General features: G+C 43.2%; 16 protein-coding genes. 5 read left to right on the plus strand and 11 right to left on the minus strand.

What is annotated here, in order from left to right; translation table 11 throughout:
* Nucleotides 1-297: 297 nt before the first annotated feature.
* Together AAEY75_RS02285 and AAEY75_RS02290 are read right to left on the minus strand one after the other, a co-directional pair.
* Nucleotides 298-741 carry an HIT family protein gene (locus AAEY75_RS02285; protein WP_352258154.1) on the minus strand — a complete coding sequence of 148 codons (444 nt, stop codon included), beginning with the start codon at nucleotides 739-741 and terminating at the stop codon, nucleotides 298-300.
* 127 nt (nucleotides 742-868) lie between these two features.
* Nucleotides 869-1,885: a hypothetical protein gene (locus tag AAEY75_RS02290; RefSeq protein ID WP_352258156.1), complete on the minus strand. Its 1,017-nt coding sequence runs from the start codon at nucleotides 1,883-1,885 to the stop codon at nucleotides 869-871.
* Nucleotides 1,886-2,104: 219 nt separating this feature from the next.
* Here AAEY75_RS02290 and AAEY75_RS02295 point away from each other — a divergent pair, with 219 nt between their 5' ends.
* The 3 genes from AAEY75_RS02295 (at nucleotide 2,105) to AAEY75_RS02305 (ending at nucleotide 6,397) form a co-directional block, all read left to right on the plus strand.
* Nucleotides 2,105-2,866, plus strand: coding sequence for a hypothetical protein (locus tag AAEY75_RS02295; RefSeq protein ID WP_352258158.1), 762 nt, complete (start codon nucleotides 2,105-2,107; stop codon nucleotides 2,864-2,866).
* A 180-nt stretch (nucleotides 2,867-3,046) separates the two neighbouring features.
* The gene (gene ilvD, locus AAEY75_RS02300) at nucleotides 3,047-4,933 is read left to right on the plus strand and encodes a dihydroxy-acid dehydratase (RefSeq protein ID WP_352258160.1); all 1,887 of its coding nucleotides are present in this window, start codon (nucleotides 3,047-3,049) and stop codon (nucleotides 4,931-4,933) included.
* Between the two features lie 216 nt (nucleotides 4,934-5,149).
* Nucleotides 5,150-6,397 (plus strand): cation:proton antiporter, encoded by a 1,248-nt coding sequence (locus tag AAEY75_RS02305; protein ID WP_352258162.1) that lies wholly within the window; start codon nucleotides 5,150-5,152, stop codon nucleotides 6,395-6,397.
* A 17-nt stretch (nucleotides 6,398-6,414) separates the two neighbouring features.
* On the opposite strand, the gene AAEY75_RS02310 is transcribed toward AAEY75_RS02305, so the two are convergent.
* From AAEY75_RS02310 to AAEY75_RS02325, 4 genes are all read right to left on the minus strand, one after another.
* Nucleotides 6,415-7,812 (minus strand): serine hydrolase domain-containing protein, encoded by a 1,398-nt coding sequence (locus tag AAEY75_RS02310; RefSeq protein ID WP_352258164.1) that lies wholly within the window; start codon nucleotides 7,810-7,812, stop codon nucleotides 6,415-6,417.
* A 164-nt stretch (nucleotides 7,813-7,976) separates the two neighbouring features.
* A complete protein-coding gene (locus AAEY75_RS02315) occupies nucleotides 7,977-8,561 on the minus strand; it encodes a protein tyrosine phosphatase family protein (RefSeq protein WP_352258166.1) in 585 nt (194 codons plus the stop codon).
* An 86-nt stretch (nucleotides 8,562-8,647) separates the two neighbouring features.
* Nucleotides 8,648-9,562, minus strand: coding sequence for a MaoC family dehydratase (locus AAEY75_RS02320; RefSeq protein WP_194197448.1), 915 nt, complete (start codon nucleotides 9,560-9,562; stop codon nucleotides 8,648-8,650).
* Between the two features lie 347 nt (nucleotides 9,563-9,909).
* Nucleotides 9,910-11,310, minus strand: coding sequence for a 3-oxoacyl-ACP reductase (locus AAEY75_RS02325; RefSeq protein WP_197216243.1), 1,401 nt, complete (start codon nucleotides 11,308-11,310; stop codon nucleotides 9,910-9,912).
* Nucleotides 11,311-11,879: 569 nt separating this feature from the next.
* Here AAEY75_RS02325 and AAEY75_RS02330 point away from each other — a divergent pair.
* Both AAEY75_RS02330 and ppk2 read left to right on the plus strand, forming a co-directional pair.
* Nucleotides 11,880-13,421, plus strand: a complete 1,542-nt coding sequence (locus tag AAEY75_RS02330) for an acetyl-CoA C-acetyltransferase (RefSeq protein ID WP_197216245.1) — start codon at nucleotides 11,880-11,882, stop codon at nucleotides 13,419-13,421.
* 184 nt (nucleotides 13,422-13,605) lie between these two features.
* Nucleotides 13,606-14,685 (plus strand): polyphosphate kinase 2, encoded by a 1,080-nt coding sequence (ppk2, locus tag AAEY75_RS02335; protein ID WP_265090846.1) that lies wholly within the window; start codon nucleotides 13,606-13,608, stop codon nucleotides 14,683-14,685.
* A gap of 137 nt (nucleotides 14,686-14,822) precedes the next feature.
* Here ppk2 and AAEY75_RS02340 read toward each other — a convergent pair whose 3' ends face one another.
* From AAEY75_RS02340 to msbA, 5 genes are all read right to left on the minus strand, one after another.
* Nucleotides 14,823-15,170 carry a PilZ domain-containing protein gene (locus tag AAEY75_RS02340; RefSeq protein WP_110923035.1) on the minus strand — a complete coding sequence of 116 codons (348 nt, stop codon included), beginning with the start codon at nucleotides 15,168-15,170 and terminating at the stop codon, nucleotides 14,823-14,825.
* Between the two features lie 113 nt (nucleotides 15,171-15,283).
* Nucleotides 15,284-16,417 (minus strand): DNA polymerase III subunit delta', encoded by a 1,134-nt coding sequence (locus AAEY75_RS02345; protein WP_197216247.1) that lies wholly within the window; start codon nucleotides 16,415-16,417, stop codon nucleotides 15,284-15,286.
* A 94-nt stretch (nucleotides 16,418-16,511) separates the two neighbouring features.
* A complete protein-coding gene (gene kdsB / locus AAEY75_RS02350; RefSeq protein WP_197216250.1) occupies nucleotides 16,512-17,330 on the minus strand; it encodes a 3-deoxy-manno-octulosonate cytidylyltransferase in 819 nt (272 codons plus the stop codon).
* 51 nt (nucleotides 17,331-17,381) lie between these two features.
* Nucleotides 17,382-18,518, minus strand: a complete 1,137-nt coding sequence (gene lpxK / locus AAEY75_RS02355) for a tetraacyldisaccharide 4'-kinase (RefSeq protein ID WP_352258171.1) — start codon at nucleotides 18,516-18,518, stop codon at nucleotides 17,382-17,384.
* A gap of 76 nt (nucleotides 18,519-18,594) precedes the next feature.
* Nucleotides 18,595-20,382: a lipid A export permease/ATP-binding protein MsbA gene (gene msbA / locus AAEY75_RS02360; RefSeq protein WP_197216254.1), complete on the minus strand. Its 1,788-nt coding sequence runs from the start codon at nucleotides 20,380-20,382 to the stop codon at nucleotides 18,595-18,597.
* Nucleotides 20,383-20,467: the final 85 nt, after the last annotated feature.

Consider the following 20,467-nt stretch of genomic DNA (forward strand, 5'->3'; position numbering starts at 1 on the left):
GACTATTACCAAGCAATAAAAAAAGGCAGCTTGTTAGCTACCTTTTTATTGATATAGACCTATTCAAAATTTATAACTGACATCTCAAGCGATATTAATGCTTCTAGGGTGTGTCTTCATTTCAAAAACGGTGATAAAAATGAGATGAACTGCCGTCAAACAAGAAAAATAGCGCAGATAATATCGGGATATTAACCAGCTATTTGACGATGTTTGGCAAGATTTAGCCATTTTTAGCCCATTTAGATGACTATCGGGTGAATTGAAGACACGCCCTAATCTCTAATTGTATTTTATTTATTCAGCATCAATCACCGCCGCCAACTGCTTAGCCAAATTGGCCAACTGCTCTTGGTCAGCCATCACAGCAGCATGGCGACCCAGCTCATGAATACTGCTAGGAATCAAATGTATATGATAATGAAACACGGTCTGCCCTGCCTGCGCACCATTTAATTGCATTTGAATAACTCCTTCTCGCGCAAACACTTGGCGCTGGGCTTGCATGACTTTCTTAGACGTCATCAAAACAGCCGAGGCATACTCTGGCTCAAGATCTGCCAAATCAACAGCCTTTTGCTTCGGTATGACCAAAACGTGGCCTTCTGCTTGTGGCATGATATCCATAAAGGCAAGGGTTTTATCATCTTCATATACTTTATGATAGGGAATATCACCGTCTAGCATTTTGGCAAAAATGTTGTTGTTATCATAAGTAGTTTGTTGATTCAATTCAGTCATTATTTTTCCTTTGATTACATGATTATTAGATATTTCATTATATTTATAATGGTGCTGATCACTTTTTATATAGTGGACGAAATCCAAACTGAGTACAAGCCAACAATGTGAGATCAAGATTATTAAATCAATTGTAACTGGCTTTGTTAACGAGCTTTAAAAAAATACTTTTCCAAAAAATGAGCCAGCCATAAAAAAACCGGATACCAAAAACGATAAATATGTATAAACCGTTGATGTATAAATTATGAAACCATGCTTCTTGGTCTATCAAACCTAACGTGAACCAGTTTGCATTGGTTAAAAACGCTAACATGCCAATGGCCATAAAAAATCCAAAAATAAGCGACCAAGCACAACTACGTAAAAAAGACATGAAGCTATGAATATTTCTAGGGTCAATCTGCTGCATTCCCATCCATTTCAATGGCTTCCACAATACGATCGACAATGCCACTAAGATAGGAACAAACATCATCACTCGGATAAAGTGGTAAAACATTGCAGCATCACCAAATGGAGAAGCCAAAAACGCCCATTCGTCGCCAAACTGTTGCTTCAGTTTGGTATCTGCACTATTACCACTAAAATATAAATCAAAAAATTTTCTGTTCTCATTAATTGGTGGTAGCGTCAAGTTATTATGTATCCAACCAATGCAGGCATTGACCCAGTCAGGCTGCCACACTAGGCTCAGATCCCTTATCCAGCAGCGGGTATACAATATATCGAAGAGTATGAATGCAAATAAAAATGCCAGTGATAGCGTTTCTAATCGGTTAGGGGGCAACTTGCCATTGCTAGTAATCTGCTTATGTACCTGCTCTCTTTGCTCAATATCCTCTATGCTGTCTAGCGTTTCATACACTTTGGCAGTAGCTTGAAACAGGTACGCATTTTTGCCTTTTATCAGCCGATACCAAAACTTAGGAACACTTAAGGCCACACATAAGAGCAAGAACCATACTGAGTTGAGGATTAGGTTTTGAATATCGTTGAATACTGGTATGCGTATACCAATAGAAAATAAGCCAACGAAAAACCAAAATAGGCATATGAGTAAATAAAAGAAGAGATACTCTTCATAGAGACGGTCTGATGTCATCCATTCTTGGATAGATTCGTTATCGGAAGGGGTTTTCATTAATTATTCTATCTATATGCTTATCTAAAAATTCGGTTATATTCTACATTTTTTTAACAAACAAAATACGACTAGTTCATAATTGACTATTTACCCAATGATATTCTTTTACCAGTATAAATCACTTCCTCAGATCACCAATTTATTAGCGAGCCATGCCCTTAAAATGTTATATTGACCCTCTATTTTAATAACATGATGTTTATGGACTCGCCTACCTTGACGACTCAATCAGATGACAATCACGCTCATTCCACACTTAATGACACGCCATCAACCTCTGTATCCGATGACACAGTGTCTGCGAGCGATGCGCAACAAACCAATGCGAATAATAGTGCACAAACCCTTGCGCCTAATACCATTATTTTGGCAGATGCCTTAACTGATAAAACAATCGCTTGGCGGATTCATAATTGTAAAATCAGCAAAAAAACAGTCACTCAAGACCTCCCGCTGCCCTTTCTATATCATTACGACAGTTTAGATGATGTGATTAAACAGACGCATCCACTCACACCTGCGCTACTGGCTAAATTCAATATGCCCATGACGGCTCATGAAGCCGCTCAATTCATTGGTATTAGTGAAGCGCTATTGAGTAGCCCGTGGCATGTCAAAGTCATTGGCTCATTGGTTGTCTTTAGTGAGACTCTGCAACTAGCAGTACGTCTACATTGGACCAACTCAGGCAAAGAGACGCAGCAAATCTATACCAAAAATGCTGCTGACGCGCTCACCGCTTCATTTAAAGACTGGCAGTTTTTTGGCCGAGTGGATGTGCTCTATAAAAACACTCAGCAGGCACTGGTCAGTATCGACGAACAAGCACCCGCTAACGCTCAGATTATGAACATCGATGTGAGTAGCGATTATCAGCTTTTGCCATCGCCTCATGCGTTAGCGATTATCGCCAAACTAGATGCGGATAAAGTCGATCTGCCGTGGTTTGAGACAGCGATATTAGAGCGTCTTGAATAGCACTTTTTTGATCCATCATTTATCATAAGCAACGAATTGTTTTTAGGTATTCATAGCTAATGGTATGGTAACAACCTAGAATTATTCACTAGTCCTCACGCATCATAAAAAGCACACTATCAATATCACAGCTGAGGCTGAACATTTTAATAAACCTCGCCTATTTGTAAGGAATATCACATGGATTATCGCTCAAAAACCTCTACTGGTGGTCGTAATATGGCAGGCGCGCGCGCACTATGGCGTGCAACTGGCATGACTGACGGCGACTTTGGCAAGCCAATTATTGCCATTGCCAACTCATTTACTCAGTTTGTACCTGGTCACGTGCATCTAAAAGATCTTGGACAACTGGTCGCACGTGAGATTGAAAAGGCGGGTGGTGTTGCAAAAGAGTTCAATACTATTGCGGTCGATGATGGTATTGCGATGGGCCATAGCGGTATGTTGTACTCGCTACCCAGCCGCGACCTGATTGCCGACTCTGTCGAGTACATGGTCAATGCCCACTGCGCGGATGCGCTAGTGTGTATTTCTAACTGCGATAAAATCACACCGGGTATGTTGATGGCCGCCATGCGCCTTAACATTCCAGTGGTATTTATTTCAGGTGGCCCAATGGAAGCTGGCAAAATTTTAGCCAGTACGGTTGGTAAGAGCCACAATACTGATAGCAGTGACAGCAGCGCAGTTCGTAAACTCGACCTCGTCGATGCAATGATGGATGCCGCTGATGACAGCATTAGTGATGAAGATGTGGCCGCTATCGAAGCCTCAGCTTGTCCAACTTGTGGTTCATGCTCTGGTATGTTTACTGCCAACTCAATGAACTGCTTGACCGAAGCTTTAGGCTTGGCATTACCGGGTAATGGCTCACTACTAGCCACTCACTCACTACGCCGTGAGCTATTCTTAGAAGCAGGTCGCACCATTGTGTCATTGGCCAAACGTCGCTATGAGCAAGATGACGATTCAGTATTACCGCGCTCAATCGCTAGCAAAGCGGCTTTTGAAAACGCGATGACCTTGGATATCGCCATGGGCGGCTCGACCAATACTATTTTGCATCTGTTAGCGGCTGCTAATGAAGCAGAAATCGACTTTAAAATGCATGATATTGACCGTCTAAGCCGTGGTGTTCCTTGCCTTGCAAAAGTCGCTCCTGCTTCACAAAAATATCATATGGAAGATGTGCATCGTGCTGGCGGTGTCTTTGCCTTACTGGCCGAGCTTGATCGTGCTGGTCTCTTGAGCACTGACGTACCGACCATTCATAGTCCAACGATGAAAGAAGCGATTGATAAGTGGGATATCATGAACGCTGATAACCTTGAGGCGCGCGCACGCTTCCTTGCAGCACCTGGTGGCGTACGTACCACTGAAGCGTTTTCACAATCAAAAGAATGGTCAAACCTCGACGTCAACCGCGAGTCAGGTTGTATCCGTAGTGCGCAACATGCCTATTCTACAGATGGTGGTTTGGCTGTACTGTATGGCAATATCGCAGAGCGTGGCTGTGTGGTCAAAACCGCAGGCGTTGACGAAAGCATCTTAGTATTTACTGGTCGCGCACGCCTATTTGAGTCGCAAGATGATGCTGTTGCTGCTGTATTGGCTGATGATATCGTTGCTGGTGATGTGGTCATCATCCGCTACGAAGGCCCTAAAGGCGGCCCAGGTATGCAAGAAATGCTGTACCCAACGACTTACCTAAAGTCTAAAGGCTTGGGTAAAGAGTGCGCCCTACTCACCGATGGTCGCTTCTCTGGTGGTACATCAGGCCTATCAATCGGTCACGCCAGCCCTGAAGCAGCCGAAGGTGGTGCCATCGGTCTGGTTGAAGAAGGCGATACCATCCATATCGACATCCCAAATCGTACTATCAACATGCAAGTCAGTGATGCTGACTTGGCCGCACGCCGAGATGCGATGGAAGCACGCGGACGCGATGCATGGAAGCCTGTGAGCCGTGATCGTCATGTGACCCCTGCGCTACGTGCCTATGCTGCTATGACGACCAGTGCCGATACTGGTGCTGTCCGTGATGTGAGCCAAGTAGAACGCTAGAACGTGCAGACTGTGTTTTAAGGTAAATAAACTATCTTAAAACACATTAATCTAAAGACCCATGAAAGCCTGCATATCTTATGCAGGCTTTTTTTCACCAAAAAACAACGCAGCAGACGTTTTAATAACGATTTTTTGCGGTAATTGATTTTTTTTGGCGTCATGATAAGGGTTATCAAAACTGCCCCCTTAAAAACCACGACGTGCCTACTCCTTATGATCGAAAACTATAATTTATTCTTATTAATTTGCGGTGTCGCTTTTTTACTAGGAGCGTTGTTTCCTATTATGTTTAGACGCACGCCCGTCTCCTTACCTATGCTACAGGTCAGCTTTGGTCTAATTATGGGCTATTGGTGGACGACCCTATCGTTTTTAGATCCGATGGATAACGGTTTAATCATCGAAAAACTAACCGAAATTGTGGTGCTCGTGTCATTGGTGGGCGCTGGTATCAAGATTGATACCAAGCTGTCTTGGCGATTGTGGAAGCCGACAGTACGCCTATTACTGATTACCATGCCGATTGGTATCTTTGCGATGGCCATTTTGGGATATTATGCGTTTGGTTTGAGCCTTGGTGCAGCTATTTTGCTAGGGGCCGTACTTGCTCCAACCGATCCGGTACTGGCGTCTAGCATTCAGGTAGGACCGCCTAATACTGGCGGCGAAGACACACCGCGCTTTACTCTCACCTCAGAGGCAGGACTTAACGACGGGCTGGCGTTTCCCTTCGTTTATTTGGCCATAAAAATAGCGGAAGCATTTAGTGAAGGTAATAGCTTTACCAGTGAGATGCTTTGGTCGTGGTTTACCCATGATGTACTGTGGAAAATTGGTGCAGGTTTGGTGGTTGGCATCGTTGTTGGTAAAGTCATGGCAAAGCTAGTATTTTCGAAATATAGCCAAGACACTACTATTTCTCAAGGTTATGTGGTCATCGCCCTGACACTCGTAGCATATGGATTAGCAGAGTTTGTACATAGTTATGGTTTTATCGCTGTCTTTATTGCGGCATTTGCCTTCCGGCGTTCAGAGCATGAGCACAGCTACCATCATAAACTCCATGATTTCGCAGAGCAATCCGAAGGTTTGCTTATGTCGCTCGTACTGGTTATGTTTGGCATTTTTCTAGGTCAAGGATTACAATCAGGTGTGGAGCTGACGTGGCGTGTTTACATCGTCAGCTTCACCTTCCTATTATTGATACGTCCCATTGGTGGGTTTATCGCTTTATCAGGGCTGAATCTTCCTCGCACTGAAAAATACGCCATCTCAGCATTGGGCATCCGTGGTATTGGTACGTTGTACTATCTATCTTATGCGCTAAACCAAGGGTTCTTCGGTGATGAAGATGCACTCAAGTTATGGATTGTCTGCTCAATTGTGATTCTAGCCTCAATCTTCATTCATGGCTTGAGTGCAACTAAGCTACTTAAAATGACACCGAATAAGCCTCATTGAACTTATCAATAAGGTTTTTAAAGCGCTGCATCAATCATACTCAACACAGATTCCGTTAGCGCAAACTGACGGATATCATTGAGCATCGTTGAATCAAAATTATGGACAAAGGCAAATGACAACTGGCGCTCAGGGTCACACCAAGCTACTGAGCCGTTGTAGCCCATGTGCCCAAACCCTTGCTTGCTTACATCAGCTGTTTCATTGGCTTCATTTTGACAAATATCAAACCGACGATGATAACCCAAGCGCCAATGCATCGCTGCTGGCATAACAGCATCTAGTCCTGAGACTTGTGGTGTGGATAGCTGTTCAAAGATTGTGCTATCAATAAGCGTTTGTCCTTGCCACTCGCCGCCACTGGCAAGCATGGCATAAATGGTTGCCAATGCCTGAGCTGAGGCGACACCATTGGCGGCTGGAATCACGGCTTGTAGCGTTTCACGACTATGATAATCGATCGCTTGTTTTCCAACTGGTATGAGCGCTGCCTTATAATTTTTTAGATTGAGCTTGCTCGTGTCAAAGTACAAACGATTAATATAAGCCGTGTCCAACTTAGGCAAGTTGGTTTGCTCATCAGCTTGACCAATATCTGCCGATTTCATATTCGCTAATGCTTGTTGCTGCCAACATGAGTAACTAGGCAGGTTTTCGTAAGCATGCAAGACACTTTGCGAATCTACTTTTAAGGTTGGTTTTTGACGCTTACTACGCAGTTGTGAGTTGTCTTCATTTGATGACTCAAAATCTTTGGCCAGCTTTGCCACTTGGTTAACTTTGCTTGCTGGTACGCCAAAGTAACAGCTATCAGCAATACCTAAAGGCTCAGTAAGATAACGGCGCAGCGCTTCAGCTAAAGACAGTTCAGTAACGGCTTCTATGACACCGCCCAATACCCAACCATAGACTAAAGCACTATAAGCACTGTCATATAGCTCGGCATGGTCTGGTGCAGTGATCGGCATTGCAGCAACCGTCTTGAGCATGTATTCCCAGTCAAGTAAGGCTTCGCCGTCTACCTCGATACTTTGAATGGAAAATAAATTGGCTTGGTGTGACATCACATTGCGTAGCGTAAGCTCACCTTTACCTTGTACCGCAAATGCTGGCCAATAGTGTGCAATAGGCATGTCATAATCAAGCATCTGCTGCGAAACCAATACATGTACCAGCGTCGCCAATATACCTTTACCTGTCGAAAAGTTAATCGCTAAAGTGTCAGGCTGCCATGACATGTCTAAACGTGCCAACCCCGTACTTGCCTGAGCAATACACTTGCCAGCCTGATAGACAACCACCGCACCACCTGCTGGCGCATCATCAAGCTGTAAATCGGTGAGCAGTTGCTGTAAGTGCTGCTGAAGTTGTGTATTAATCTGATTGTTGTGATCAGTTTTATTATTATCGGTCATAGTTTTCCTGCTCTGTTTTATAAAATAGCTAAGTATGAAAAACCTTAGCGCTTAGTATTATACCAATCCCAAAAAATACGATTAGCGGTTCAAACTTATTTTTATTTACTCAAAAAAAAGGCCACCTATCGGTCGCCTTTTTACTCGTCAAACGTGCTTATACTTTAACGTGGTACCAATAGACGATTATGAACTTCTTCGGCAAGCTTAGTCAAACCATGACTGCGCCCACGTTCCATAGCAGTATCCATCTTACGCCCACGCAACCAACCTGCACGCAAGGCAATTGCCGCGCCTACTCTGTTGCCAGTTCCGCAATGTACGACTATTTTTTTGCCGTGGTTTTGGCGTAAAATGTTGTCAAACGCCAATATTTTCAGCTGTTTTAAATCCGCCGCGCCGCCAATAGGCAAATGCTCATAGTGCATACCTGACTGCTCGACCGCTGATGATTCATCAAAATTCAATTCATCATCAGCCTGCAAATTAATCACTAGCTCGACACCCGCTTGCGCTAAAGCTACCACCTTCTCGTCATCGAGTGCACCGCATACAATGGTGTTATCATCAGGACGAAAATAAGGCTCAAAAATAGCAGCTAGATTGACACCATTATCAGGAGCGTCTTGGTCAGTCGTAGCGCTGGCAGTCTCAGCATTGTTATTCGCAACGTCGTTATTAGCGACATCGTCATTGGCAGCTGAATTATCAAGTTGTTCTGGGCTTTTTGCTTCCGTATGTGCAGTCATAAGTATAAAGTTGTTCGTTAAGTTTGCTATTGAAATAGTTGTTAGTTAAACGGCAGTCATGTTACTGACTTCTATGCTAGCTTTCGTTAACTATCACTCTGTAATGTAACCGTACCTGCCAAATGCGGCTTGTCATTCTTAGAGCTATATAGGCCAAACTCACAAGTGCCATCTGCGCTCTCAAGCTGTGCCACTGGATCAGCAATGAGTTCGACTTCTGCTGGCAAAAAGATAGGCAGTTTAAACGACACATCAACAGTACAAGCGTCTGGCAACTCATCCATCATGGCAAGACACTTGGCCTTTGACCACATACCATGAGCGATGGCTTTAGGGAAGCCAAAAGCACGCGCAGATAATGGGTGTAAATGGATAAGGTTAAAGTCACCTGATACAAAGGCATAACGACGACCGATATCTTCTGGTACTTCAAAGATACTGTGAACGCCTTTTGGATTGACTGAGGGTTTGACCACGACTGGACGCGGCGTGCTTTTTTTGTCTTTGCTACGACTTGGTTGTTTGCTACGTGACAGATAGGTCGACGTACCTTCCCAAATCACCTTATCCTCTGATTTGACTGTGGTCACAAAATCAAACTGCTGACCTTGAGCATGGTCACGCAAGTTGTCAAAGGTGACAGACATAGCAACCGTTTCACGCTCACCAATTGGACGATACTGGGTCACACTGTTATCGACGTGTACCAATCCCAGCATAGCAAATGGGAACGGCTCTTTGACCATCATGTTCATTTGCAGCGTTTGAGACAGCACCGAAAAATACGTAATCGGGATATTGCCATTATCAGCAAAACCGCAAATTTTACGATAATCGTTTAAATTACCCTGATCGATGTGCAGATCGTCCACATAATAGGTCGATTGCGGCAACTGATCTCTACTAACTTTACCATTATTGACGATAGGCAATAAACTTTTGACGATATTGGCGTAGGTCGTATGCGCTTTTGGCAGCGCATCATAATGCTTGTCTGACATAATAAATCCTAAGTGGGGCTTGAGCAAATTTTCTTGGTGCATACAGAGATGCTATAAAGTCGTTCGTTAAGGCTTACCAGTAAACAGTATCTTAAGCGCTATACTCAATCCAAAGTATAAGTAATCTACGTGATTTTTAATACAAGTTACAAGCACTTATTATAACGAAACATAATTTGGCTGATGGTTTCTATGTTTTTATCATAAAAAAGCCACCCTCGGGCAGCTTTATTACGATTTATCAGCAATTTTTTCGTAAGCATACGTGAGGTAAATAATAAATAATTCACTATATTATATATTTATAATAGGCTTAATCATTACCTCTGTCTACTTAGAAATAGGTGTTAGGCCCCTAGTAAGCTCTGACCACAAACACGAACAACGTTACCGTTCAAGCCGCCAGAAGCAGGTGATGCAAACCATGCGATGGTCTCAGCAACATCTACTGGCAAGCCGCCTTGGCTCATTGAGTTCATGCGACGACCAGCTTCACGAATAGCAAATGGAATCGCTTCAGTCATTTGAGTTTCGATGAATCCTGGTGCCACTGCATTTATGGTCATACCTTTAGCATTGTTTTCTAGTTGCTTAGCAGTCGCATCAACCAGACCAATAACACCCGCTTTCGAGGTCGCATAGTTGGTTTGACCCAAGTTGCCAGCGATACCTGAAATTGACGACACACAGACGATACGTGCATTTTCTTTTAGCACGTCATTGTCTAGTAAGTAACGATTTAGCCTAGCAATACTGCCTAGGTTGATATCGATAACCATGTCCCATTTTTTCTCGTCCATGTTTGCCAATGTCTTATCACGTGTGACACCAGCATTATGGATAATAGAATCTAGACCGCCACGCTTTTGTGCTGCTTCAGCGATTTCTTTGCCTGCGTCATCACTAGTGATGTCAACGGTCACGACTGAACCACTGATTTCACTCGCGACTTTTTGTAGATCAGCTTGCTGCTGCGGCACATCGAGACAGATAACGTGAGCGCCTTCACGAGCCAACACACGAGCGATTGCTTCACCGATACCGCGACTTGCGCCAGTCACTAGCATGGTTTTGCCACCTAGAGGCTGCGTCCAATCTACTTCAACTGATTCGCCTTTGTTAACACGCACAACTTGTCCTGAGACATACGCTGAACGAGCTGAGGTGAAAAAGCGTAACGTCGAATCTAGATTTTGCTCTGCACCTTCTTCAACATAAACAAGCTGTGCCGTAACACCGCGCTTAAATTCTTTACCGACAGACTTTACAAAGCCTTCAAGTGAGCGCTGAGCCATTGCTGCTTCGATGTCAGTGATGTTTTCTGGTGTACGACCAACGATAATGACTCGACCAGACTTATCGACACGGCGAGCAACAGCATGGAAGAATTCATACACTTCTTTGAGCTGCTCAGCATTGACAATATTACTGGCATCAAACAATAGAACTTTGAATTTGTCATCGCCACCAGTATTGGCTTTTGCTTCGATGCTCGCATCAGCCAATTCATCTTTGATATCGTCACTGCTGTTCACATAAACGTCAGCATGTACATCTGACAAAATACGTGAGATCGATGCGCTAACGCTTTTATCCTCGCCCTTAGCACGACCAACCAACACACTACCGCGTACTAAATTCTCACCACTCTCGAAACGATCAAGAGTCACTGGTAATGGCAAACCCAAATTTTTGGCCACTTTTTTGCCAAGAGAAGACTGAACAAAATCACCGTAACGGTCTGACATAATATAATCCTTATAAAAATGATTAAAATAAAAAATGCAATGTGCCTATCATATAGACTCGGCAACATTATAATTATTGATATTTAGTAAGTGCGTACAAAACTGGCCTAACTATACACTGCCATCATAAACAAGTCCAAAAACTGACAATGTCCACAAAAATCTGTAAACAAGCAAGTACACAAGACGGCCGCTTTTTCTAGATTTAAAAACCATAACATTATGCTAAAATCAGACCTATAAGTTATGGTAAATAGAATTATCGATAACAATATATTATCAAAACAGCTTTTATGCAATGTTAATAGTCAATACCAGCCAGTCTACAAAAGTTATATTACTAACTGTTTTCAAAGCCAGTATCAACCTTATATATAAGTGTCACATAGTTTGCTAAAGATATACAGTAAGGTCGTAAAAACACTTTATCCTAAACAGCCATAACGCATAATAAATGATAATATTTACCTCTTATCTATTTTGAATCTCTTAACTGTATTTTTTAATTCAATTGAATTTTTTATTATTACCCTCTTTTTCTTCTACCCATATTTTTTAAGGATAATATTATGAGTAATAAAAATAACCACCCTGATAGCCCTGTTATCGAAAGCACTGTCGTAAAAACCAGTGATACAAAAAATGAAAACTCACAAGCAACCTCTACTGATAGCACTAAAAAAGAAACAGCTGTCAAAAGAACTGCAAGTGCTTCGGCTAAAGAAGCTGAAACGGTTGAGGACAAAAAAGTAACTGAGGATAAATCAGCAACGACTGTTGTCAAAACTTCTGCCACTGCTAAAAAGACCAGCAAAGCGAAGCCTGCTTCAAATCTAAACCGAGTGGCTATTCTAGGGGGCAACCGTATCCCGTTTGCTCGCTCAAACGGCTCATACGCTGATGTCAGCAACACAGACATGCTAACGGCTGCTTTAGATGGTTTGGTTGAGCGTTACAACCTACAAGGCGAGACATTAGGTGAAGTGGTATCTGGCGCTGTCATGAAACTGAGCCGCGATATCAACCTAACTCGTGAAGCAACATTAAACACAGCATTGAACCCGCACACGCCAACTTATGACATCTCACAAGCTTGTGGTACTGGCTTACAAGCGACCTTTGCCTCTGCAAACAAAATTGCACTTGGTCTGATTGATTCAGCCATCACTGGCGGCGTAGACACGACCTCTGATGCGCCTATCGCAGTTGGCGATGGCCTACGTAAAGTACTTATCAAACTGGGTGCCGCAAAAGACAACAAGCAACGCCTAAAAGCATTGATGGGTCTAAACCCAAAAGACTTGATTGATTCACCGCAAAACGGCGAGCCACGCACTGGTTTGTCAATGGGTGAGCACCAAGCGATCACGACGCTTGAGTGGAACATCAGCCGCGAAGCCCAAGATGAGCTGGCTTTTAATAGCCATCAAAACCTAGCACGCGCTTATGACGACGGTTTCTTTGACGACTTGATCACGCCTTACAAAGGTCTGACTCGCGACAACAACTTGCGTCCAGACACCACTTTAGAAAAACTGGCGAAGCTAAAACCAGTATTTGGCAAAAGAAACGCCAATCCAACGATGACTGCCGCCAACTCTACACCGCTAACTGACGGTGCTTCTTGTGTGCTATTGGGTACGGATGAGTGGGCAAAAGAGCATGGTCTAAAGCCATTGGCTTATATCGTACATCAAGAAACGGCTGCGGTTGACTTCATTGGTAAATCTGGCACAACGGAAGGCCTGCTAATGGCACCAGCATACGCCGTACCGCGTATGCTTGAGCGTGCTGGTCTGACGCTGCAAGATTTTGACTTTTATGAGATTCATGAAGCCTTTGCTTCACAAGTATTGTCAACACTTGCGTCGTGGGAAGATGAGAAATTCTGTGAAGAGCGCCTAGGATTAGAGGCACCACTAGGATCTATCGATCGTAGCAAACTGAACGTTAATGGCTCATCATTGGCTGCAGGTCATCCATTTGCTGCTACTGGTGGTCGTATCTTAGCAACTGCTGCTAAATTACTAGATCAAAAAGGCTCAGGCCGTGCACTTATCTCTATCTGCGCAGCAGGTGGTCAAGGTGTGACTTGCATTCTAGAAAAATAATCTGGATTGCATTTAGTTTAAAAAAAGAGATATGCTGATCTATTATTTTAATCAGTATCTGTCTGTAAAAAATGCCCTTTAAGTTAATTAAAGGGCATTTTTTATTGCCTATAGTTTGTTATTATAAAAGTGAACCAGGAGTAGTATCTTACAAAATCCAATATGCCAACCAAAGGTAATATTTATGGGTAAGACAAAATATTTATTAGAAAAACTAAGGGAAGTCATTTTTGGTTCTGAAAAATTTGTGATGTCAGAACCACGTACAACGACTGATTTTGAATCTTTAGCAACTAAAGAGCATGTAGATCAATACAATCGAGAACAAGCTATTCTTTCAGAGCGTATCGAGAAAGAAGTTCTGGATGATGAGTTGCGTCGAAAAATGCATCAAGATTTAATCGATACCTATGATGAAGAATTAGAAAATGAAATAGATGACTGTGCACGTGATTTTCGTTTTGATGGCCGCGAGATGAGCGAGCAGGAAAAGCTAGACCGACGAACATACTTTCATGAATTAGTCCGGCTACAACGCGAGCTTATAAAGCTACAAGATTGGGTTGTGGATCGCGGTGAGCGCATCGTCGTCATCTTTGAAGGGCGTGATTCTGCTGGTAAAGGTGGTGCCATCAAGCGTATTACTCAGCGTTTAAACCCTAGAGTGTGCCGTGTTGCCGCATTACCTGCTCCCACGGAACGCGAGCAGACGCAGTGGTATTTTCAGCGCTATGTCGCCCACTTACCAGCAGCTGGTGAAATTGTACTGTTTGACCGTAGTTGGTATAACCGCGGCGGTGTTGAGCACGTGATGGGCTTCTGTACAGATGCACAGTATGAAGAGTTTTTTCAATCAGTACCTGAGTTTGAACGTATGCTCGTACGCTCAGGTATTCGCCTAGTAAAATACTGGTTTTCTATTACCGATGACGAGCAACATGCGCGATTTATGAGCCGGATATATGATCCGCTTAAGCAGTGGAAGCTTTCGCCGATGGACTTACAGTCGCGCCGACGTTGGGAAGATTACACCAAAGCAAAAGAAACCATGTTTGAGCGCACTCACATTCCTGAAGCGCCGTGGTGGGTGGTCGAGGGCAATAATAAAAAACGTGCTAGGCTGAACTGCATTGCCCATTTACTCGAACAAATTCCTTATAAAGAAGTGCCACGTGACGAGGTCGAATTACCCAATCGAAAACGCGATGATGAATATTACCGTGAACCTATCCCAAACGACATGTATGTGCCACCGCGCTATTAGAACACTCTCACATTCCGCCAGTTTTTTATATTTTTGCTAAAAAGCAGCCTTATACCAAGTATAAGGCTGCTTTTCTATAGTGGCATTTGTTCAAAACTAATTATCGTAATGGATAAAAATATTAATGGTTGTAAAGACTACATCGTATAAGTCGCCTGCAAACCATCTACTTTACCAGCCAATAGTCGCTCAACTTCGTTTTTGATTCGCTGACCAGAAATATCTGTCCCAATCTGTACGGCAAAACCTGCTGGACGACCACCTTGTGTTTTAGAGTTTATCCAAACCACCTTACCGTTCATAGGTAAGCGCTCGCTAGAGTTCGGTAAGGTAACCGCGATAAACACTTCATCACCTAGTTGTTGATCTTGAGTCGAAGGTACAAACAATGCACCATTACTCACAAAGGATAAGTAGCTAGCATATAGCATTTCGATATTTTCAATATGGCAGGTTAATACCCCACCGCGTCCTGGCATCGCCATAGTTAGCTTCCTTTATTAATTGGGTTAAGTATATTTTTATGAGTGACTAACGGTATGTAGAGCAAAGCATTGCGTCAATTACCAAACGATAATAAAATGCCATAAAAATTGCTTTATAAATATGCCAGTTCTTGCATCAGCTTATCATAGGCAAATTTTTCTTGCACATTTTGTTGTAGTGCAATTTTGGTTTGCTGCAAGCTATTAGCGAATGCTTCCAACCCACTATCAGTCGGTTGATAACTCTCTAACAATGCTGATAAGTTGACGTCTTTTTGTAGCTCATCCAGTCCTAGACAAACACGGCGCATATCGAGCAGCATCAGCTCAGACAGTTGGATAAACTCTACGATGTTAAGCTGATTTTGCCAATAATCACTGGCTGCGATACTACTACGTTTGCCACTACGTAATGCTTGCCACGTCGTCAACCACAGTGAACGCTTACTATACCAAGGCACTTGTGCCAGTGCTATCGCTGCTAAAGGTGCGCCATTTGCCAGCTGAATAAGTTGATGAATAGCCGCGGTACTGACTGCTTCACGATTGATAGTATGGCCTAGCTCACCTGTTACATAGTCAACAGCTATCGCAGGCTCAATCGTTTGTAATGCCAGCTGTTGTACGCGGCTTTTAATGGTTGGTAGCAATTGGGCAGGCGTATCACTGATCAGAAACAGATGAACTTGTGCTTGTGGCTCTTCTAAGGTTTTTAGTAGGGCATTGGCTGCAGCAATGGTCATTTTCTCAGCATGGTCTAACACGCAAATCCGCATTCCTTGTCCACCTTGATAAATAAAAGGTTGTAAGGCACGGATATCATCAATTTTGGTCTTGAGAGCACTATTGCTAGCAGTTTTACTAGATTTTTTGTCTTTAGCGGTGCTGCTTGATTTTTCCTTATTATCTGCCTGCTCTGCACTGATAGGCATACTGACCAGTGGCAATACTTGCAAGCTCGGATGGGTGCCCGATCTCAACCATTGGCAGCTCTCACACGTGCCGCAAGCACCTGTTGGATGACTGTCACGGCTGCGACATAGCAACCAAGCGACCAGTCGCCATACAAAAGCACGCTTGCCCATTCCTTGCATACCTGCGGCTAGTAGCGCATGAGGTAAAGACTGCTGCTGTAATACTCGCTCTGTCAGTTGCGACCATAACGACTGCTGCCATGGCAATAAGGGTGCAAAATAAATGCCGTCGTTGATAGCTGCTGCACCCGTATTTCCTGTCACATCACTCATAGCTGTCGCCCTATAACATTGCTCGATTATTCAGGATATAGCGCGTTAATGACGCTTTAAATGAAAGGTATAAAATTTGAATTGGATTACTAACCTATAGACTACCGATAGGATTTAAAAAGTCAGCTAGGTTCATGCCATTTAAACGATCTAAATCTTCTTGCGTATCGACACCTGCTGGTAAATGACAAGCAGCGGCAGCAATGGCGATATATCCACCATTTTCTAACACACGTAACTGCTCTAAGCTTTCTAGCATTTCGAGCGGTGTCTGTGGCCAATGCACAAACTGCTGTAAGAGACGCACGCGATAAGCATATAAGCCCAAGTGACGATACGCATTTTTTGGTGGTTGTCTTTGATTATCCTCAGCCAACACGACATCACGATCACAAGGAATGGGCGCACGACTAAAATAAAGCGCACGCTGTAAATCATTGGATTGTTGACTGACAACCTTGACCACTGATGGGCGCATAAAAGTCTCATAGTCATCGATAGGCTCACATAAAGTGGCCATCACACTCTCATCATCTGCGACTAGAAGTGCTTTTACTTGCTCTAATAATAGCGGAGGTACCAACGGCTCATCGCCTTGCATATTGACCACAATATCATGGTCAGCCCAACCTTTTATAGCAGCCACTTCTGCTAAACGATCTGTGCCTGAGGCATGATCAGGGCTAGTCATTACGACATCGAATCCTGCATCCGTGCATACTTTAGCGATATCCGCATCATCAGTCGCAATACACATATCATCTGCAAAGTGTGCTGTCTGAGCCTTTTCAGCCACCCAAAGAATCATCGGCTTACCATGTATTTGTAGCAATGGTTTGCCGGGTAGTCGTGTGCTTTTGAAGCGAGCAGGAATGACAATATGTGTTTTGGCAGGTATGGCGACTGATGACATGGCTTGTTCCTATAAAATTTTGCGGCAATGTAAAATATTAGCGATTATCTATCACGTAGTTTTTATACTGATATCAGGATCAGACTGAATACCTAATATCTTTAGTTGCTCGTCTAGATTGTCATAACAACTATCAGAAAGTACGGCTGTCACTGGTAACACCCATAGTCTACTTGCCAGCTCCTCATACTCATCACTCAGTGCTTGCTTACTTGTATATTCGACTAGCAATGCTCTAATTTTCACTGCATCTTTGCTAGTGATAACAATGGGATAATCGCGATACTGCAGGAGCTCAGCCAAGCTAAAATCATAATGGTCAGAATAAGGATGACCGATTACCTCAAAGCCAATAGAATCCAAGGTACCGAAGAAACGCTGCGGATAACCAATCCCGCTGACGGCGTGTACCTGACTACCCTTTTCTGGCATGTCAATTTTCACTTTGGAGTCAGTAGCTTTAGCATCAGTTAATTTAAGTTGCCACAGGCGCTGCAACTTGTCAGGCATTAAATGCATAGTCGAACGACTGGCTAGAGGCAGAGTATTATTATCTTGATAAACTGCTTCTGTTTCTAACTTTTCATGATAAATGACATTTGCGCCTTCTAATCGTGACATTGGCTCACGTAAAAAGCCAGTGGGTAGTAGTTGCTCATTGCCAAAACCGCGTGCTGCATCAACGACAATCCACTCGATATCACGTTGCAATGCATAATGCTGCAAACCGTCATCTGCAATAATTAACTGTAAATCTGGATAAGCATCTAATAAGGTGGTCACTGCTTGCTGACGATTGGGACAAACTGCCATCGCGGCACCTGTCATGCTAACGATTAAACACGGCTCATCGCCAACTATATTAGGTAAGCTATCTATATTAACCAATGCTGGCATCTGACTGGTATCACCACCATAACCGCGACTAACAACCCCCACCTTGACGCCTCGTGATTGTAGCTCATTGACCAAAGCAATAATCAATGGTGTTTTACCGCTACCACCAACACTGATGTTTCCGATTACCATGATAGGAATGGGTGCGCGATAACTGGCTAACAAGCCAATTTTATAAGCTTGACGACGAAGTATAGTAATGAACCCATACAACCAACTAATGGGTAGTAATAGCCACAACCAAAGAGCTTGGCGTTGCCATGCACGTGTCACTATCGTTTCAATGCTCATGATTATGGACCACTTATTCTATAATATTCAGTACCGAAATATCATCCAATGTATATTGGAATAAAATCATATCAACCTATTCAAAATCGCGGTCATACATCTGTGCATAATAGCCTTGTAACTGCATCAACTCTGTATGTGTGCCTAGCTCGACAATCTGCCCTGCATCCAACACAGCGATACGATCAGCAGACTCAATAGTAGTCAATCGATGTGCAATCACCAATGTCGTGCGGTTTTTCATCACATTATCTAGCGCTTGCTGAATATAATGCTCTGATTCATTGTCTAGCGCACTGGTCGCTTCATCTAAAATTAGAATTGGCGCATCTTTTAATAGCGCACGAGCGATAGACAAGCGCTGACGCTGCCCACCTGACAATTGCAAACCTTCGGCACCGATTTCGCTTTGGTAGCCATTTGGCATCTTCATTATGAAGTCATGAGCAAAGGCATCTTTTGCGGCACGCTCAACGTCGGACTGACTTTTATTCGCTAAGCTACCATAAGCAATGTTGTTAAACACCGTCGTATTGAACAGCACCACTTGCTGATTGACCATCGCAATTTGAGCACGTAGGCTCTCTAGTTTGATATCTTCGATTGGTATACCATCTAAAGTAATTTGCCCTGCAGAAGTTGATAAGGTGCGTGTCAATAGATTTACTAAAGATGATTTACCAGCACCACTACGCCCTACCAGTGCAACGGTTTCTCCTGCACGTATATCTAACGTAAAGTCGCGCAGTGCCACTGTCGAATCCGGATAGATCAGACTGACATTATCAAGCTTCATCTCACCCGTTAAGGCTGAGCTGATCACGCCAGTGTCTTTTTCTTCTGGCTCATCTAGTAGAGCAAAAATTGACTCACCAGCCGCGATACCTTTTTGCAGTTTCTGATTAATATCCGTCAGTGAACGCACTGGTTTACTGAGTAATCCAGCAGCTGCAATATATGAGATAAACTCACCGGCCGAGATATTATTGATGACTGAAGGACGCAGTGCGAGCCACACCACAACCGACATGGCTATTGCCATCAGTAGCTGTACTGCTGGCGTATTGATACTATTAGTAACGACTACCTTCATACCTTGGAGCAAGTTCTTTTTTGACGTTTTGTCAAAACGTTCGGCTTCGTATGCTTGTCCGCCATAGTTTTTGACCACCTGATAGCCACCGATGACCTCATTGGTAATATGACTAACATCACCCATCGTCTCTTGAATACCCTTAGATAACCTGAGATAACGCTTAGATGCTATACGAATGAGCCATAATATCGGTGGTAGTACGAGGAATAAAATTAAAGTTAGACGCCAATTACTGTAGAGCAAAAATCCGATCAATGCTAATACCGTCAAGCCATCGCGCAATAAGGTCTTCATTGACTCTGTACTGGCTGCTGTGACCTGTTCAACGTCAAATATCAACTTTGATGAGATAGTACCTGCTGGGTTGGCAAGATAAAATGAGCTTGGCAAACGCAGCAATTTATTGAAGACTTCTACTCGCAACTCATATACCAAGTTACGTGAAACTAAAGCAGAATAGTAATTACCCAAAAAGCTACCCAAACCACGCACAAAGAACAATGTGATGATAAGCAAGGGAAACAAATTCTGTTTGCTTTGATCACCTTGATTGATAGCATCAGTGATGTACTGTAGAAGTTTGGCCACCCATATCTCTGTCCCAGCATTGATAGCGAAACCTAAAACCACTAATGCTAACGCCCACCAATATGGCTTAAGATAGCGTAACAGGCGCAATAATGTCGTACGCTTAGGTACATCTGATGGCTCTGCTGACAATTTTTTAGCAGATTTTTTTGTAGAGTCGGATTGATATGTTTGGCTCATAAAAGCCTCAATTTGGGTATCATGATATGAATAAACTGTACTCAAAGCACAGTTTTATAGGAGTATTTATGACACTAATATAGCC

The sequence above is a fragment of the Psychrobacter sp. TB55-MNA-CIBAN-0194 genome (assembly GCF_040309505.1).
Lineage (GTDB): Bacteria > Pseudomonadota > Gammaproteobacteria > Pseudomonadales > Moraxellaceae > Psychrobacter > Psychrobacter fozii.

Excerpts from the sequence above, each read along its gene's own strand:
- AAEY75_RS02340 (WP_110923035.1), bottom strand. The coding sequence starts at position 15,170 with ATGGCGATGCCAGGACGCGGTGGGGTATTAACCTGCCATATTGAAAAT.
- AAEY75_RS02345 (WP_197216247.1), bottom strand. The coding sequence starts at position 16,417 with ATGAGTGATGTGACAGGAAATACGGGTGCAGCAGCTATCAACGACGGC.
- AAEY75_RS02315 (WP_352258166.1), bottom strand. The coding sequence starts at position 8,561 with ATGACTGCACATACGGAAGCAAAAAGCCCAGAACAACTTGATAATTCA.
- msbA (WP_197216254.1), bottom strand. The coding sequence starts at position 20,382 with ATGAGCCAAACATATCAATCCGACTCTACAAAAAAATCTGCTAAAAAA.
- AAEY75_RS02305 (WP_352258162.1), top strand. The coding sequence starts at position 5,150 with ATGATCGAAAACTATAATTTATTCTTATTAATTTGCGGTGTCGCTTTT.
- AAEY75_RS02310 (WP_352258164.1), bottom strand. The coding sequence starts at position 7,812 with ATGACCGATAATAATAAAACTGATCACAACAATCAGATTAATACACAA.
- ppk2 (WP_265090846.1), top strand. The coding sequence starts at position 13,606 with ATGGGTAAGACAAAATATTTATTAGAAAAACTAAGGGAAGTCATTTTT.
- AAEY75_RS02285 (WP_352258154.1), bottom strand. The coding sequence starts at position 741 with ATGACTGAATTGAATCAACAAACTACTTATGATAACAACAACATTTTT.
- AAEY75_RS02325 (WP_197216243.1), bottom strand. The coding sequence starts at position 11,310 with ATGTCAGACCGTTACGGTGATTTTGTTCAGTCTTCTCTTGGCAAAAAA.
- kdsB (WP_197216250.1), bottom strand. The coding sequence starts at position 17,330 with ATGTCATCAGTCGCCATACCTGCCAAAACACATATTGTCATTCCTGCT.
- lpxK (WP_352258171.1), bottom strand. The coding sequence starts at position 18,518 with ATGAGCATTGAAACGATAGTGACACGTGCATGGCAACGCCAAGCTCTT.
- ilvD (WP_352258160.1), top strand. The coding sequence starts at position 3,047 with ATGGATTATCGCTCAAAAACCTCTACTGGTGGTCGTAATATGGCAGGC.
- AAEY75_RS02290 (WP_352258156.1), bottom strand. The coding sequence starts at position 1,885 with ATGAAAACCCCTTCCGATAACGAATCTATCCAAGAATGGATGACATCA.
- AAEY75_RS02330 (WP_197216245.1), top strand. The coding sequence starts at position 11,880 with ATGAGTAATAAAAATAACCACCCTGATAGCCCTGTTATCGAAAGCACT.
- AAEY75_RS02320 (WP_194197448.1), bottom strand. The coding sequence starts at position 9,562 with ATGTCAGACAAGCATTATGATGCGCTGCCAAAAGCGCATACGACCTAC.